This is a genomic window from Streptomyces sp. NPDC087844, from assembly GCF_044742785.1.
In the GTDB taxonomy this organism is placed as follows: Bacteria; Actinomycetota; Actinomycetes; order Streptomycetales; family Streptomycetaceae; genus Streptomyces.
The window spans coordinates 515,824-532,826 of the sequence record NZ_JBIUVD010000002.1; the positions used below are offsets into that span (position 1 = coordinate 515,824).

At 68.6% G+C, this 17,003-nt stretch carries 11 protein-coding genes; 7 read left to right on the plus strand and 4 right to left on the minus strand.

Annotated elements, in window-relative coordinates; genetic code table 11:
* The first annotated feature begins 196 nt into the window (after positions 1 to 196).
* Positions 197 to 2,878 carry a SpoIIE family protein phosphatase gene (locus ACIOKD_RS05905; RefSeq protein WP_402078718.1) on the plus strand — a complete coding sequence of 894 codons (2,682 nt, stop codon included), beginning with the start codon at positions 197 to 199 and terminating at the stop codon, positions 2,876 to 2,878.
* Positions 2,879 to 2,892: 14 nt separating this feature from the next.
* On the opposite strand, the gene ACIOKD_RS05910 is transcribed toward ACIOKD_RS05905, so the two are convergent.
* From ACIOKD_RS05910 to ACIOKD_RS05925, 4 genes are read right to left on the minus strand one after another with little or no spacing between them, the layout of a single operon-like run.
* Positions 2,893 to 3,669 (minus strand): succinate dehydrogenase/fumarate reductase iron-sulfur subunit, encoded by a 777-nt coding sequence (locus ACIOKD_RS05910; RefSeq protein WP_402078721.1) that lies wholly within the window; start codon positions 3,667 to 3,669, stop codon positions 2,893 to 2,895.
* Entirely contained in the window at positions 3,666 to 5,618 is a 1,953-nt protein-coding gene (locus ACIOKD_RS05915; RefSeq protein WP_402078724.1) for a fumarate reductase/succinate dehydrogenase flavoprotein subunit, read from the minus strand. Before ACIOKD_RS05915 ends, ACIOKD_RS05910 begins: the two co-directional genes overlap by 4 nt.
* A gap of 19 nt (positions 5,619 to 5,637) precedes the next feature.
* Positions 5,638 to 6,435, minus strand: a complete 798-nt coding sequence (locus ACIOKD_RS05920; RefSeq protein ID WP_402078727.1) for a hypothetical protein — start codon at positions 6,433 to 6,435, stop codon at positions 5,638 to 5,640.
* Positions 6,436 to 6,478: 43 nt separating this feature from the next.
* Positions 6,479 to 6,769: a hypothetical protein gene (locus tag ACIOKD_RS05925; protein ID WP_402078730.1), complete on the minus strand. Its 291-nt coding sequence runs from the start codon at positions 6,767 to 6,769 to the stop codon at positions 6,479 to 6,481.
* A 342-nt stretch (positions 6,770 to 7,111) separates the two neighbouring features.
* Here ACIOKD_RS05925 and ACIOKD_RS05930 point away from each other — a divergent pair, with 342 nt between their 5' ends.
* The 6 genes from ACIOKD_RS05930 to ACIOKD_RS05955 all read left to right on the plus strand — a co-directional run bounded on the left by ACIOKD_RS05930 (position 7,112) and on the right by ACIOKD_RS05955 (position 17,003).
* Entirely contained in the window at positions 7,112 to 9,391 is a 2,280-nt protein-coding gene (locus ACIOKD_RS05930; protein ID WP_402078733.1) for an ABC transporter family substrate-binding protein, read from the plus strand.
* Positions 9,392 to 9,617: 226 nt separating this feature from the next.
* Complete coding sequence (gene typA / locus ACIOKD_RS05935) at positions 9,618 to 11,525, plus strand: translational GTPase TypA (RefSeq protein ID WP_402078735.1); 1,908 nt, start codon at positions 9,618 to 9,620, stop codon at positions 11,523 to 11,525.
* 382 nt (positions 11,526 to 11,907) lie between these two features.
* Positions 11,908 to 12,945 (plus strand): ABC transporter permease, encoded by a 1,038-nt coding sequence (locus ACIOKD_RS05940; RefSeq protein WP_402078737.1) that lies wholly within the window; start codon positions 11,908 to 11,910, stop codon positions 12,943 to 12,945.
* 100 nt (positions 12,946 to 13,045) lie between these two features.
* Positions 13,046 to 14,848, plus strand: coding sequence for an ABC transporter substrate-binding protein (locus ACIOKD_RS05945; protein ID WP_402078739.1), 1,803 nt, complete (start codon positions 13,046 to 13,048; stop codon positions 14,846 to 14,848).
* A 105-nt stretch (positions 14,849 to 14,953) separates the two neighbouring features.
* The gene (locus ACIOKD_RS05950; RefSeq protein WP_402078742.1) at positions 14,954 to 15,931 is read left to right on the plus strand and encodes an ABC transporter permease; all 978 of its coding nucleotides are present in this window, start codon (positions 14,954 to 14,956) and stop codon (positions 15,929 to 15,931) included.
* 10 nt (positions 15,932 to 15,941) lie between these two features.
* Positions 15,942 to 17,003 carry an ABC transporter ATP-binding protein gene (locus ACIOKD_RS05955; protein ID WP_402078744.1) on the plus strand — a complete coding sequence of 354 codons (1,062 nt, stop codon included), beginning with the start codon at positions 15,942 to 15,944 and terminating at the stop codon, positions 17,001 to 17,003.

The window sequence follows — 17,003 nt, forward strand, 5'->3', positions numbered from 1 at the left end:
ACGGACCGGGTCGGTGGTTCGAGGGGGTGTCACGTGGTTAGAAGACTGGGAGTGTTTGTCGCAGCCGGTCCTAAAAGCATCGGGACCGTGCTGTGATCGTGAACACCGTGTTGTGCGGCTCCGTAGTGCTGGATACTGCGGGCAGCCGCTTTCGGTGACCGGTGCCGGGCGCGGTGAGCTGGAGGGGACGGTTCGCGTGAGCGAGATACCAGCGAAGGCCACGGAGTCCGAGGACCCGTCGGGCGGCGCGATGGCTGATGCGACGACAGGCGATGACGCCACGCCCGCGGCGGGCAGGACGACGGCCGGAGCGTTGGACGGAACGTCGGACGGAGTGCTCGGCGCAGCGCCGGACGAAGCGTCGGGCGACACGTCCGGTGAGGTCGTGTGGCAGAGCAGTCCGCCCGGTTCGATCTACGACTACATCAAGGTCGCCTCGTTCTCGATCGGCCCCGACGGCCTCGTCGACCAGTGGAGCCTGCGCGCCGAGCAGCTCTTCGGCATCCCGGCCGACCGCGCCGTGGGCCTGGACCCCATCGAGGCCTTCGTGGCGGAGGACAGGCGCGACGTCGGCCAGCGGAAGATGGCCGAAGTCCTCGACGGCAGGGAGTGGACCGGTGTGGTCCCCTTCCGGCTGCCCGACCCCGAGGGCAGCGGCCGGGTCATCGAGGGGCTCGCCGAGGTCTACGTCATGCCGACGCGGACCGAGGAGGGCGAACGGGCCGCCGTGTGCATCGTCGTGGACGTACGCACGCTCCGCAGTATCGAAACGGACCTCGCCGCCTCGCAGGCAATTTTCGGCCAATCTCCCTTCGGTTTCCTCCTGATCGACCCGGACCTGCGGATTCGCCGCGCCAACCAGCGGTTCGCCTCGACCTTCGGTGGCACCGTCGACGACCACCGCGGCCGCACGGTCAAGGACTATCTGTCGCCGGGCGAGACCGACCGCGTCTCGGCGATACTGCGCCGGGTCCTGGAGACGGGCGACTCCGTCACCGAGATGCTGGTCACGGGCACCGTCCCCGGTTCCACCGAGCGCCGCCACTGGTCCATCAACCTCTATCGCGTACACGGCGGTTCGGGCCGTCCGATCGGCGTCGCGTGGCTGGGTACCGACATCACCGCGCGCCGCGCCGCCGCCCGTGAGGCCGCGCAGGCCCGGCGCAATCTCGCCCTCCTGAACGAGGCGGGAGCGCGTATAGGGAACTCGCTCGATCTGGAGACCACGGCCCGCGAACTCCTCGACGTGGCCGTCCCCGGCTTCTGCGACCTGGCCGCCGTCGACCTCTACCAAGGTCTGCTCGCCGGTGACGAGACCCCGCCGGGCCTCGCCGACGGCAGCGCCGAACTGCGCCGGGTCGCCTACGCCAGCGCCGTGTCCGACGCGCCCTTCGTCGGCGGCCGCAAGCCCGTGAGCGTCGGCGCGGTCCACCACTTCGCCTTCAACTCCTCCTGCGCGGACGCCCTGCGCACCGCCAAGCCGCAGTTCGTCGCCGCGGAGGAGGGCGGGCTGATCCAGTCCACGCTCGCGGTGCCGATGGTCGCCCACGACACGGTCGTCGGCATCGTCCAGTTCTCCCGTACGAAGGGCAGCGAGCCGTTCGGGGAGCGCGACCGGGCGCTGGCGGTCGAGCTGGCCGCACGGGCCGCCGTCTGTATGGACAACGCGCGCCTGTACCGCCGCGAGCACGAACGCGCCCTGATCCTCCAGCGCTCCCTGCTGCCCCCGGGCGACCCGGAGGCCTCCGGCCTGGACATCGCCTGCCGCTACCTCCCGGGGAACGCGGCCACGGAGGTCGGCGGCGACTGGTTCGACGTCATCGAACTGCCGGGTCACCGCACGGCGTTGGTCGTGGGCGACGTCATGGGCCGCGGTCTTCGCGCGGCTGTCGCGATGGGTGAACTCCGCACGGCCGTACGCACCCTGGCCCTTCTCGACCTCGAACCGGCCGAGGTGCTCTCCGCGTTGGACGAGGTCGCCCGGGGCCTGGGCACGCCGGGCGGCACCCAGCAATCTACGCGCGGTGCCCGCCAGTCCCGGGACGCCGACCTCTCCGAGGTGTACCTCGCCACCTGTGTGTACGCGGTCTACGACTCCGTGACCCGCCGCTGTACGTTCGCCAACGCCGGCCACCTTCCGCCGGTCCTCGTCGAACCGGGCGAGAGCGCGCTCATGCTCGACGTACCGCCGGGAATACCGCTCGGCGTCGGTGGCGAGCCGTTCGAGGAGGTGGAGGTCGAACTCCCGGAAGGGGCCCTCCTGGCGCTCTACACGGACGGACTGGTCGAATCCCGCGACCACCCCCTCGATGAGGGCCTGCAGGCCTTCGTGGGCGCCCTCACCGACCCCTCCAGCCTGCTGGAGGACGTCTGCGACCACGTCCTCAGCACCCTCGACACGCACCACGGCGAGGACGACATCGCGTTGTTGATGGCACGTGTCCAGGGGCTGCCCGCCGACTCGGTGGGCGACTGGACGCTGCCGCGCGAGCCGCGCAGTGTGGGCCGCGCACGCGAGTTCGCCAGGAACCAACTGGTCGGCTGGGACCTGGAACCGCTCGTCGACACGGCCGAACTGCTCGTCAGTGAACTCGTCACCAACGCCCTGCGCTACGGCGAGGGCGAGATCCGCCTCCGTCTCCTCCTCGACCGCACCCTGGTCTGCGAGGTCTGGGACGCCGGTCTCGTCCAGCCCCGCCGCCGCCGGGCCCGCGACACGGACGAGGGCGGCCGCGGACTCCAGCTGGTGGGGCTCCTCAGCACCTCCTGGGGCTCCCGCCGCACACCCCGCGGGAAGACGGTGTGGTTCGAACTCCCCCTGCCCCACGCCGGAAAGCCCCTCACGGACCCCGCGGCGGCCCTGCTGAGCCTGTTCTGACCCCGCCGCCCCTCTCACCCTCCTGAAGAACGCCTGCCGATCTTCGAACCCAGCCAGACCAGCGGGTCGTACTTGCGGTCGATCGCGCGTTCCTTCAGGGGGATCAGGGCGTTGTCCGTGATCTTGATGCCCTCGGGGCAGACCTCGGTGCAGCACTTGGTGATGTTGCAGTAGCCGAGTCCGTGCTCGTCCTGGGCGGTCCTCCTGCGGTCGAGGCCGTTCTCGTCGGCCGCGTCCAGCGGATGCATGTCCAGCTCGGCCACCCGCATCAGGAAGCGCGGACCGGCGAAGGCGGCCTTGTTCTCCTCGTGGTCGCGCACCACATGGCAGGTGTCCTGGCACAGGAAGCACTCGATGCACTTGCGGAACTCCTGCGACCGGTCCACGTCCTCCTGCATCATCCGGTACTCACCCGGCCCGACGCCTTCCGGCGGCACGAAGGCGGGCACCTCCCGCGCCTTCGTGTAGTTGAAGCCGACGTCGGTCACGAGGTCGCGGATCACCGGGAAGGCCCGCAGGGGAGTGACGGTGATCGTCTCCTCCCGGGTGAACACCGACATCCGGGTCATGCACAGCAGCCGGGGCCGGCCGTTGATCTCCGCCGAACACGAACCGCATTTGCCCGCCTTGCAGTTCCAGCGCACGGCGAGGTCCGGGGCCCGGGTCGCCTGGAGCCGGTGGATGATGTCGAGGACCACCTCGCCGTCGTTCACCTCGACCCCGAAGTCCTGCAGGCCGCCGCCCTCGACGTCCCCGCGCCACACCTTGAAGCGGGCCTCGTAGCTGCTCACTCGTGGAGCTCCTCTTCGGCGAGGTACTTGACCAGCTCTTCCTTCTCGAAGAGAGCGAGCAGGTCGGGTCGGATGGGTTCGGTGGTCTCCCGTACGAGGTCGATCTGACCGTGCACCGGGTCCGTCGCCGCCAGGCCGCCGGTGGGGTCGGTCAGCTGACAGAGCAGGTTCACGCGCCGCCAGGCCCGGTCCATCGCCGGGTGGTCCTCCCGGGTGTGGCCGCCGCGTGACTCGGTGCGCTCCAGCGCGGCCCGCGCCACGCACTCGCTGACGAGCAGCATGTTCCGCAGGTCGAGCGCGAGGTGCCAGCCGGGGTTGAACTGCCGGTGCCCCTCGACGCCGGCCCGCCGTGCCCGTACCCGCAGATCCGCGAGTTTCTCCAGGGCCGCCTCCATCTCCGCCTCCCGGCGGATGATGCCGACGAGGTCGTTCATCGCCTGCTGGAGCTCCTGGTGGAGGGTGTACGGGTTCTCCGGCGGCCGGCCGGCCTCCTCGCCGGGCGCGGGCCCCTCGGCCGAGAAGGGCCGCAACGCCTCGGCGGCGGCCGCGTCGACCTGGGCGTCGTCCACGAGGGGGCGCCCGCCGGCGGGTCCGGTGAGCCCGGTGGCGTACTCCGCGGCGTGCAGTCCGGCCCGCCGCCCGAACACCAGCAGGTCGGAGAGCGAGTTCCCGCCGAGCCGGTTGGAACCGTGCATCCCGCCCGCGACCTCACCGGCCGCGAAGAGGCCGGGCACCCCGCGGGCCGCCGCGGTGTCCGACTCGACCGCGATGCCGCCCATCACGTAGTGGCAGGTCGGCCCGACCTCCATCGCCTCGGCGGTGATGTCGACGTCCGCGAGCTCCTTGAACTGGTGGTACATGGACGGCAGCCGACGCCGGATCACCTCGGCGGGCATCCGGGTCGACACGTCCAGGAACACCCCGCCGTGGGGCGAGCCGCGACCCGCCTTCACCTCGGAGTTGATGGCCCGTGCCACCTCGTCCCGGGGGAGCAGTTCGGGTGGGCGCCGATTGTGGTCCGGGTCCTCGTACCAGCGGTCGCCCTCCTCCTCGGACTGCGCGTACTTCTCCTTGAACACGTCCGGGATGTACTCGAACATGAACCGCTTGCCCTCGGAGTTCCTGAGCACCCCGCCGTCCCCGCGCACCGACTCCGTGACGAGGATCCCCTTCACGGACGGCGGCCAGACCATGCCCGTCGGGTGGAACTGCACGAACTCCATGTTCAGCAGCGGCGCCCCGGCGAGCAGCGCCAGCGCGTGCCCGTCGCCCGTGTACTCCCACGAGTTCGACGTCACCTTGAATGACTTGCCGATACCGCCGGTGGCGACCACGACCGAAGGTGCCTCAAGCACGAAGAAGCGGCCGGACTCCCGTGCGTAGCAGAAGGCCCCGGACACGCGGCTGTCCTCCTTGAGGAGCCGGGTGACCGTGCACTCCTGGTAGACCTTCAGGCGTGACTCGTAGTCACCGGTCTCCTTGAAGTCCTCCTGCTGGAGCGACACGATCTTCTGCTGGAGCGTGCGGATCAGTTCCAGGCCCGTACGGTCGCCGACGTGCGCGAGTCTCGGGTACTCGTGTCCGCCGAAGTTGCGCTGGGAGATGCGCCCGTCCGCCGTACGGTCGAAGAGGGCGCCCCAGGTCTCCAGCTCCCACACGCGGTCGGGGGCCTCCTGGGCGTGCAGCTCGGCCATCCGCCACTGGTTGAGGAACTTGCCCCCGCGCAGGGTGTCGCGGAAGTGGACCTGCCAGTTGTCGCCCGAGTTGACGTTGCCCATGGCCGCCGCGATGCCGCCCTCGGCCATCACGGTGTGCGCCTTGCCGAACAGCGACTTGCAGATGACGGCCGTACGCGCGCCGCGTTCCCGCGCCGCGATCGCCGCACGCAGGCCGGCTCCTCCGGCACCGACCACGACGACGTCCCACTCCTGCCGGTCGACCACGGACATCAGAAGCACCTTTTGTCTGTTAGAAGAAGGTCGGATCACTGAAGGCGCCGGACGCGACCAGGTACACGTAGAAGTCGGCGACCGCCACGCTCACCAGCGACGCCCAGGCGAGCTGCATGTGGCGGGCGTTGAGGCGGCCCACCAGCTGCCAGGCCCGGTAGCGCACGGGGTGCTTGGAGAAGTGCTTGAGCTTGCCGCCGACGATGTGCCGACAGGAGTGGCACGAGAGGGTGTACGCCCAGATCAGCACGATGTTGACGAGGAACACGAGCGTGCCGAGCCCCATGTGGCCCCACTCGTACTCCTCGTTCCGGAAGGCGAGAACCGTGTCGTACGTGAGGATCCCGGCGACCGGTACCGCCGCGTAGAAGAAGTAGCGGTGGATGTTCTGCAGGATCAGCGGGAAGCGCGTCTCGCCGGAGTACTTCTTGTGCGGCTCGGCGACCGCGCAGGCGGGCGGCGAGGCCCAGAAGCCCCGGTAGTAGGCCTTGCGGTAGTAGTAGCAGGTCAGCCGGAAGCCGAGCGGGAAGATCAGCACGAGCAGGGCGGGGGACAGGCCCCACCAGCCGCCGAAGATCTCCCAGTTCGGGCCGCTCCTCATGGGCTCGCAGTTCTCCGCCAGACAGGGCGAGTAGAACGGCGAGACGTACGGGGCGGCGTAGTAGTCGCTGTTCGAGAACGCCCGCCACGTCGAGTAGACGACGAAGGCCAGCAGCCCGGCCGCGGTCGCGGCGGGCGCCAGCCACCAGCGGTCGGTCCGCAGATGCGGGGCGGTGATCGCGGCGCGCGTACCGTTCCGTACGCCGCCGCTCTTCATTTGGGGTTCCGTACCAGTGGCCAAGGAGAGCTCCGGTCGGGGATCAGGGTGCGTGGCGGTCGCGGGCGCCGAGACCCTCGTCGTCCGAGTCCGTCCACAGGGTCGTGTCGTACGGGGTGTCGGGGATGGACACGAGCTCGGGGCGGGTCGTCCTGGCGATGCCGGGTGCGGCCTCGCGCAGCAGCGCCACGCTCTCGCGCAGGTGATCGGCGTCGGTGCGCACCCTGCGCATCTCCAGGCCGCCACCGTCCACTTGCTGTTCCAGGCGCTTCACCGACCTCACCAGGTCGTCGAGGCAGCGCTGGACTGACGTCAGTTCGTCGTGCACGGACATGACTTGCCCTCACTTCCGCGGACCCATCGGTCCAAGGCGGCAACGTTCATGCGCCTGCGAGTGTCGCGCGTCACACCGGCTGGTGGGAAGGGACGTGCATGGATTGGGAAGATCCGGCAGAAGCCCTCCCGGGGGCGTGCGGGTACAGATCCCGCTCCGGCGCGCGGGCCCGGGGCATTGCGCCGCACGGGTGGGCTTCCCCGGGCCCGTCGCCGTGTCGCTGCCCGGTGCCGGAACCTTTCCTCTTCAGTGGCCGCATAGATCTGATCAGCTCCAAATACCGCCAAACGTGATCAGACCACCCGTGTTCACCCGTGGAGCGGCCCCCCGGAGGTACCAGTCATGTCCCACGACGGCGTCGGACTGCGCGCGGTGACGCGCTCGGTAGCGTTCCTCACGGCGGGCGTCCTCGCGGTGCCCGTGCTCGCCGGGTGCAGTGAGCAGGACGAGGCCGGCAAGCCCGCCGCCGGCCAGGACATCGCGTCCGCGAAGCGCGATCGGGTCGCCGACGGCGGCACCCTGCACTGGGCCGTGGACAGCGTCCCCGAGACCCTCAACACCTTCCAGGCGGACGCGGACGCCGCCACCTCCCGGGTCGCCGGCGCCGTACTGCCCTCCCTGTACCGGCTCGACGCGAACGGCCGCGCCCAGCGCAACCCCGACTACCTGGAGGCGGCGAAGGTCGTCGAGCGCGAGCCCCGGCAGGTCGTGCTCTACAAGCTCAACCAGCAGGCAGTGTGGAGCGACGGCCGCGAGATCGGCGCCGCGGACTTCTCCGCCCAGTGGCGCGCCCTGTCCGGCAGGGACACCGCGTACTGGACCGCCCGCAACGCCGGCTACGACCGCATCGAGAAGATCGAACGCGGCGCGAACGACCTGGAGGTGCGGGTCACGTTCAAGAAGCCGTACGCGGACTGGCAGTCGCTGTTCTCGCCGCTGTACCCGAAGGACGTCATGGGCACCCCGGACACCTTCAACGACAGCGCACGGCGCAGGCTGAAGGTCACCGCGGGCCCCTTCGCCGTCGACACGGTCGACCGCAGGGCGGGCGACGTCACCCTGAAGCGCAACCCCCGGTGGTGGGGCCGGCCGGCCAAGCTCTCCGCACTGGTCCTGCGGGCCGTGCCACGGGAGAAGCGTGCCGCCGCGCTCGCCGGCGGCCGGCTCGATCTGGCCGAGATCGACGCGTCCGAGGCCCACCGCATCACGTCCGCCGACCGGGAGGCCGGTAGCGGCACGGGCGGCAAGGGCGCTCCGCTCACCCATGGCCCCGCCGCCGCCCTCACGCCGGGCAGGGCGCTGCGGTCCTGGGCGATCGCGCACGGCTCCGACGAGGAGGCGGCCGAGGAGGAGACCACGGCCCGCGAGAAGCGCGCCAAGGCCGTGGCGAAGTACGCCGGCCAGCAGTCCGCCCTGCGTGATTTCGTGGTCCGCAAGTCCCTCGAACCGGCCTTCACCCAGCTCGCGCTGAACGGCTCTCAGGGCCCGCTCGCCGACGAACGGGTCCGCCGGGCCGTAGCCCGCGCCCTCGACCGCGAGGAGCTCGCCAAGGCCGTGCTGGAGCCGCTCGGCCTGCCCGCCGAGCCGGTCGGCAGCCACCTCGCGCTGGCCGGACAGCGCGCGTACGCCGACAACAGCGGAGCGCTCGGCGACCAGGACACCCGGGAGGCGCAGGCCCTGCTCTCCGACGCCGGCTGGGTGGTGGGCGGCTCCGTCGAGAAGGGGAAGAAGCCCAAGAAGGCGGCCGGCGCCGAGGCATCGAAGGCCGCCAGGGACTCCAGGGTCTCCAAGGACTCCAAGGACTCCAAGGACTCCAGGGTCTCCAAGGACCTCACGGACGCGGACGGCTCCGGGGACGACGGCACGTACATCGTCGGGGGTACGGACGACAAGCGCGCCGACGAGCCGAGCCCCACCGTGCTCGCGCCCGGGTCGCGGGACGGGGCGGGCGGGGCGGGCGGGGCGGAGAAGCACCTCGCCCAGGACGGACAGCAGCAGCTGAAGCCCGGCGGCGCCCCGGGGGCGTACGCGCCCAGGGGTACCCGCGCCCCGGGCCCCGCGGCCGCGGGACCGCTCGCCAAGAACGGCAAACCGCTGTCGCTGCGGTTCGTGCTCCCCGCGGGCCCCGGATCCCAGTCGCTGCGGGCGGTCGGGGACCGGATCGCCCGGATGCTGGACCGCGTCGGCATCCGTACGGAGGTCTCCAAGGTCGCCGACGACAGCTACTTCAAGGACCACATCGCCTCGGGCCAGTACGACCTGGCGCTGTACTCCTGGCCCGCGTCCGCGTTCCCCGCGACCGACGCCCGCCCCATCTACGCCAAGCCGGTCCCGGCGGCGGACGGCTCCCTGAACGTCGAGCAGAACTTCACCCGGGTCGGCACCGACCAGGTGGACCAGCTCTTCGACCAGGCCATCGCCGAACTGGACGCGGACGAGTCCCGCTCCCTGGTCCGCAAGGCGGACGCCCGCATCTGGGCCGCCGCGGCCTCGATCCCCCTCTACCAGCGCCCCCAGCTGGCAGCGGCCCGCACAGATCTGGCCAACGCGGGCGCCTTCGGTTTCCAGACCCCCGCCTACGAGGACATCGGTTTCCTGAAGAAGTCCGAAAACCGCAGGTGAGCCCCCCGGCCCCGGCCCCGTAAGGGGTGCGGGGCCGTGCCGTTCGCGGCTTCGGCGCGGGGCGCGGCAAGCCCTCACAGGCCCGCATTGCGGGCACCGGCCGGAGCCCCGTCGGGCCCATGCGGTTGCGGGCCCGTACGATGGGGTAAGGCCGTGGCACGTTTCAGCCCGGCAGGGCCCCGCGCAGCGGATGGCCGTCAACTCACTCCGGGAGAAGCGCCTCAATATGGCCACGCGCCACGACATTCGCAACGTAGCCATCGTCGCCCACGTCGACCACGGCAAGACCACCCTGGTCGACGCCATGCTCAAGCAGGCCGGTGCCTTCGCCGCGCACGCCGCCGAGTCGCTCGACGACCGCATGATGGACTCGAACGACCTGGAACGTGAGAAGGGCATCACGATCCTGGCCAAGAACACGGCGGTGAAGTACCACCCGAAGGATGGCGGCGACGTCATCACCATCAACATCATCGACACCCCCGGCCACGCCGACTTCGGTGGTGAGGTCGAGCGCGGTCTGTCGATGGTGGACGCGGTCGTCCTCCTGGTCGACGCCTCCGAGGGCCCGCTGCCCCAGACCCGCTTCGTGCTGCGCAAGGCCCTCCAGCAGCGCCTGCCGGTCATCCTGTGCATCAACAAGACGGACCGCCCGGACTCCCGGATCGACGAGGTCGTCAACGAGACCTACGACCTCTTCCTGGACCTGGACGCGGACGAGGAGCAGATCGAGTTCCCCATCGTCTACGCGTGTGCGCGGGACGGCGTGGCCTCGCTGACCAAGCCGGCGGACGGCACCGTCCCGGCCGACAGCGACAGCCTGGAGCCCTTCTTCTCCACGATCCTGTCGCACGTCCCGGCCCCGTCCTACGACGAGGACGCCCCGCTCCAGGCGCACGTCACCAACCTGGATGCCGACAACTTCCTCGGCCGTATCGCGCTCCTGCGCGTCGAGGAGGGCGAGCTGCGCAAGGGCCAGACGGTCACGTGGATCAAGCGTGACGGCACCATGTCGAACGTGCGCATCACCGAGCTGCTGATGACCGAGGCGCTCACCCGCAAGCCCGCCGAGAAGGCGGGCCCCGGTGACATCTGTGCCGTCGCCGGTATCCCGGACATCATGATCGGCGAGACCCTCGCCGACCCCGAGAACCCGATCGCGCTGCCGCTCATCACGGTCGACGAACCGGCGATCTCGATGACCATCGGTACGAACAACTCCCCGATGGTCGGCCGCGGTGCCACCGGCAAGGGCGCGGACGCCAAGGCCGTGGTCAAGGACCGTAAGGTGACCGCCCGCCAGGTCAAGGACCGCCTCGACCGTGAGCTGATCGGCAACGTCTCGCTGCGCGTCCTGGACACCGAGCGCCCGGACACCTGGGAGGTGCAGGGCCGCGGTGAGCTGGCGCTGGCCATCCTGGTCGAGCAGATGCGCCGTGAGGGCTTCGAGCTGACCATCGGCAAGCCGCAGGTGGTCACGCAGGTCATCGACGGCAAGGTGCACGAGCCGGTCGAGCGCATGACGATCGACGTGCCCGAGGAGCACATGGGCGCGGTCACGCAGCTCATGGGCGTCCGCAAGGGCCGGATGGACAACATGTCGAACCACGGCTCGGGCTGGGTCCGGCTGGAGTTCGTCGTGCCGTCCCGCGGCCTCATCGGCTTCCGTACCGAGTTCCTGACCGGCACGCGCGGCACGGGTATCGCCCACTCGATCCACGAGGGCCACGAGCCGTGGTTCGGCGTGCTGACGACCCGCAACAACGGCTCGCTGGTCGCCGACCGCTCCGGCTCCGTCACCGCCTTCGCGATGACGAACCTCCAGGAGCGCGGTGTGCTGTTCACCGACCCCGGCACCGAGGTGTACGAGGGCATGATCGTCGGCGAGAACTCGCGCGCCGACGACATGGACGTGAACATCACCAAGGAGAAGAAGCTCACCAACATGCGGTCGGCCGCGGCCGACTCGTTCGAGGCGATCGTCCCGCCGCGCAAGCTCTCGCTTGAGCAGTCGCTGGAGTTCTGCCGCGACGACGAGTGTGTCGAGGTGACCCCGGAGGCCGTGCGCATCCGCAAGGTCAACCTGGACGCCCGTGAGCGCGGTCGCGCCGCGAGCCGCGCCAAGCACGGCTGACCCTGCTCAAGAAGTGCCCGGTTCTCCGCACGACGGGGGGCCGGGCCTTCGGCGTATCCGCATGCCGAAAAACGGCTCAGTTCGGACAACGGCGGAGAGGGTGCGGCGGCGTTCGCATATCGGTCAATGCCCAATCAAGTTTCGGACACGTAAACGAAATTATCTCTACAGATGACCGTTTTGCCGGAATCTGATCTCACCTGTCAAGCGCGCGTAGGTGTCATTCTCTGCAATTTTTGTTCAAAATTTCGACGGTAGGGAGATCCCTATGTCTTCCGCCCTTGACGCGCGTTGACCCACTTGGTGAAAGTTCCCTGAAACCACAGAACCTGCCGGTATCTGTGCTGCGCTCAACTCTCCATCCCCCGGGGGAAGAACAAAGATGACCAGTCCAACCAAGGCCGAGGGCTCCGGGCCGTCGGCGGCCTTGGACCCCGAGCTCGTGTCGAACGCCGAGCCCACCGAGGCCGAGCAGCTCGTAGGCCGTTCCCCCGGGCAGTTGATGTGGCATCGCTTCAAGCGAGACCGTACCGGAGTCATCTCCGCGTGCGTGGTGATTTTTTTCTTCGCGGTCGCCGCCCTCGCCCCGGTCATCTCGTCCCTGTACGGCAAGGACCCCTACACGCTGTACGCACAGGAGCCCGACTACCCCTTCCTGCTCGACGACTTCGCGATGCCCACCGGCTCCTTCGGCGGAATATCCGGTGACTTCTGGTTCGGCGTCGAGCCCAAGCTGGGGCGCGATGTGCTCACCATGCTGCTGTACGGCATGCGCACCTCGCTCTACATGGCCGTACTCGTCACGGTGTTCAGCGTCCTGACAGGCGTCGTCCTCGGCATGATCAGCGGCTACTTCGGTGGCAAGGTCGACTACTGGCTGGGCCGGGTCACCGACTTCTTCCTCGCCTTCCCGCAGCAGCTGTTCTTCATCGCCTTCATGCCGGTGGTCACCGCGCTGTTCGTCTCACCGACGGACGAGACCCCCACCTATCTGCGCGCCGTGGCGATCATTCTGGTGATGTGGTTCCTCGGCTGGATGGGCATGGCCCGTCTGGTGCGCAGCTCCGTACTCTCCCTGCGGGAGCGGGAGTTCGTGGAGGCGGCGAAGGTCTCGGGGGCCTCTCCGGCGCGTATTGTGCGCAAGGAGATCCTGCCGAACATCGTCACGCCGATCCTGGTGCAGGGCACCTACATGCTGCCCAGCTCGATCCTCTCGATCGCGTTCCTCAGTTACGTCGGCGTGGGCTTCACCGAGCCGACGCCGGACTGGGGCCGGATGTTCGCCATCGGTGCCGGGATCTACGAGCAGGACCCCGCGTTCATGTTCTTCCCGGGTATCGCCATGGTGGTCTTCGTGCTCGCCTTCAACCTTCTCGGCGACTCCGTCCGGGACGCATTCGACCCCAAGACCGGACGCTAAACGTCCATTGGTGGTGGGGGGGCTGCCACCCCCGTTCCGGCTCGTCCGGACCGTCAGGCAGCACTCGTGGACAACTATCGACAGGTAGGTCATCGGCATCATGAAGCCCATAAGAATGCGCACCGTGCGCGCCATCACCGTCGCCGTCGCGGCAGGGTCGCTCGCGCTGACCGGCTGCAGCGACAGCGGCAAGGACACCTCCAAGGACGACTCCAAGTCCAAGGAGGACGCCAAGGCGCAGTCGGCGCCTGTCGCCTACGGCGACGCCCAGGCGTCGAACGGTCCGGCCGAAGCGGTGACCGGGGCCAAGACCGGTGGCACCATCAACGTGTACCAGCAGTCCGACCTGTCCCACATGGACCCGGGTCAGATCTACGTCAGTGACGCCGGCCAGTTCGCCAACCTGATCCACCGCGGTCTGACGAACTTCCAGGAGGACGAGAAGGGCAACCTGACCGTCGTCGGTGACGTCGCCACCGACTCCGGAAAGTCGTCCGAGGGCGGCAAGACCTGGACGTACACGCTGAAGGACGACATCAAGGACGAGGACGGCAACGTCATCACGTCCGCCGACATCCGGCACACCATCGAGCGGCAGTACTCGAAGGTGATCTTCGACGGACCGACCTACGTCCAGACCTGGCTCTCGGGCTCCGACTACCGCAAGGCGCTGCCGGACGGCCCGTACAAGGGCAAGCACCTCCCGGACTCGGTCCTGGAGACCCCGGACGCGAAAACGGTCGTCTTCCACTTCAAGACCGCCCAGCCGGACCTCCCGCAGGCCCTGGCCATGGCCGGTTACGCCATCGTGCCCGAGAAGCAGGACACGAAGGAGAAGTACGACAAGGCCCCCGCCGCACTCGGCCCGTACAAGATCGCCGAGTACAAGGCCGGCAAGTCCCTCAAGCTGGTCAAGAACGACCAGTGGGACGAGAAGACGGACTCGGTGCGTCACCAGTACGTCGACGGCTACAACTTCACCAACACCATCGACCAGGCCAGCCAGACCAAGCGTCTGATCGCCGACCAGGGCGAGGCCAAGAACGCCATCCAGTTCACGGACTCGGTGGACCCGGCCCAGCTGTCGACGGTCATCGGCAACGCCAAGGCCAAGAAGCGCACCATCCAGGGCTACCAGGTCTACGTCTGGGCCCTGAGCTTCAACCTCGACAGCGCCCAGATGAAGGACAAGAAGATCCGGGACGCGATCACCTACGCGATCCCGAACCAGTCCATGGTGCAGGCGGACGGCGGCCGGTACGGCGGTGAGGTCGCGGGTGGTCTGCTGGCTCCGACCCTGCCCGGCTTCGACCCGAAGTACGACCCGTTCGGCAAGCTGAAGAAGCCCAACGGTGACCCGGCGAAGGCCAAGGCACTGCTGAAGGAGGCCGGCTTCAAGCAGGGCACCAAGCTCAGCTACGCCTACTCCAACACCCCGCGTGGCCAGGCCCAGATGGTCATCATCAAGGACGCGCTGAACAAGCTCGGCTTCGACGTCCAGGCCAAGGAGATCGACCGCGCGACCTTCTACGAGCAGGTCGGCAAGCTCAAGAACCCGTACGACCTGTACATGACCGGCTGGGGCCAGGACTGGCCGTCGCCGTCCACGGTCATCACCCCCGTCTACGACGGTGACCTGGTCGCCGACGGTGCTCCGAACTACTCGCACATCGACGACCCGAAGGTCAACGACCTCATCAAGAAGGCCGTGACGGAGCAGCCCGAGCAGGCCGCCAAGACCTGGGAAGAGGCCCACCACGCCATCGTGGAGGACACCAACCCCAGCGCCCCGGTCTACTACTCGAAGCAGATGCAGCTCTACGGTTCGAACATCGGTGGCGCCCGGTTCAGCACGGAGTCGAGCTACATCGACATTAACGACCTGTTCCTGAAGCAGCCGTAATCCCCCTGCTCGGCTGATCCGCGGGGGTGTGCGCCAGGCGGAGCGCACCCCCGCGGACGGTATCCCCCTCCTGCCGCCGCGTTCCGAAGAGAGCACCCACCCGCCATGCTTCAGTTCCTCATCCGCAGGCTGAGCGGCGCCGTCGTGATCATGTTCCTGATCGGCGCTTTCACGTTCTTCCTGTTCTACTCGATCCCGCAGGACTTCGCCCAGCTCGCCTGCGGCAAGAACTGCTCGCCCGAGAACATCGCGGTCATCCGTGAGAATCTCGGCCTGGACAAGCCCATCACCACACAGTTCTTCGACTTCATGAAGGGCATCGTGGTCGGCCGGGACTTCCCGCAGGGACACTGCTCCGCGCCGTGCCTGGGTGTCTCGTTCGACAGTGGCGACTTCGTGTGGGACTCCATCATGGACCGCTTCCCGCTGACGCTCTCGCTGACCATCGGCGGCCTGGTGATCTTCCTGCTGTTCGGCCTCGGTACGGGTCTGATGGCGGCGTGGAAGCGCGGCACCGCCCTCGACAAGGTGGTCAGCGGCTCCTCGATGGTGCTCAGCTCGTTCCAGATCTACTTCCTGGGCCCCATCGTCCTTAGCCTCCTCGTCTACCAGACCGGCTGGCTGGAGAATCCCAAGTACGTGTCGTTCACGGAGAACCCGGGCAGCTGGTTCATGGGCATGCTGATCCCCTGGGCCGTGATGGCCACCATCTTCACCGCCCAGTACACGCGTATGGCGCGCTCGACGATGATCGAGCAGCTGCAGGAGGAGCACGTCAGGACCGCGCGCGCCAAGGGCATGCGGCAGCGTTACGTCTTCTTCCGCTACGCCTGGCGCGGTTCACTCATCCCGATCGTCACCATCATCGGCATGGACCTCAGCGCGCTCCTGTCGGGCGCGGTGGTCACGGAGTTCACCTTCGACCTTGCCGGTATCGGGCGTCTCGCGGTCGAGGGCTCGCTGACCAAGGACCTTCCGCTGACGATGGGCGTCATGCTGTTCGGGGCCTTCTTCATCCTGATCCTGAACATCATCGTGGACCTCGCCTACGCCTACATCGACCCGCGCGTGCGCCTCGCCTAGGAGAAATACCGTGACCACACTGACCAAGACCGAAGGCGAGAGGGCCCCGAGCGGGCCGGAGGCCTTCCTCTCGGTCCGCGACCTGCGGGTGCGGTTCTCCACAGAGGACGGCATCGTGAAGGCCGTCGACGGGCTCTCCTTCGACGTCGAGCGTGGCAAGACGCTCGGCATCGTGGGTGAGTCGGGATCGGGCAAGTCCGTCACCAACCTGACCGTCCTCGGCCTGCACAACCCGCAGACGGCCACCGTCGAGGGCGAGATCGTCCTCGACGGCAAGGAACTGGTCACCGCGACCGAGAAGGAGATGGAGAAGCTTCGCGGCAACAAGGTCGCGATGATTTTCCAGGACCCGCTGACCGCGCTCTCGCCGTACTACACGGTGGGCCGGCAGATAGCGGAGCCCTTCATGAAGCACACCGGCGCCTCCAAGAAGGAGGCGAGGCTGCGGGCCGTCGAGATGCTCGACAAGGTCGGCATCCCGCAGCCCGCGATGCGCTTCGACGACTACCCGCACCAGTTCTCGGGCGGTATGCGCCAGCGCGCGATGATCGCGATGTCGCTGATCTGCAACCCGGACCTGCTGATCGCGGACGAGCCGACCACGGCCCTGGACGTGACCGTGCAGGCCCAGATCCTGGACCTGCTCAAGGATCTCCAGCAGGAGTTCGGCTCGGCGATCATCTTCATCACCCACGACCTCGGCGTCATCTCCAAGGTGGCCGACGACCTGCTGGTGATGTACTCGGGCCGCGCCGTGGAACGCGGCAGCGTCCGCGAGGTACTGCGCGCGCCCCAGCACCCGTACACCTGGGGCCTGCTGAGTTCCATGCCGCGGCTGGGCGGTGACACGTCGCAGGCGCTCACCCCGATCCCGGGGACACCGCCGAGCTTGCTGAACCCGCCGTCGGGCTGCCCGTTCCATCCGCGGTGCGGCTTCACGTCCGAGGTCGGCGGCAACCGCTGCTCCGGCGAGCGACCGGAGCTGCCCGCGGGCCGCGGCGCCGCCTGTCACCTGGACGACGCGCAGAAGTCGACCTTTTTCATCGAGCAGATCAAGCCCCGGCTGGGCTAG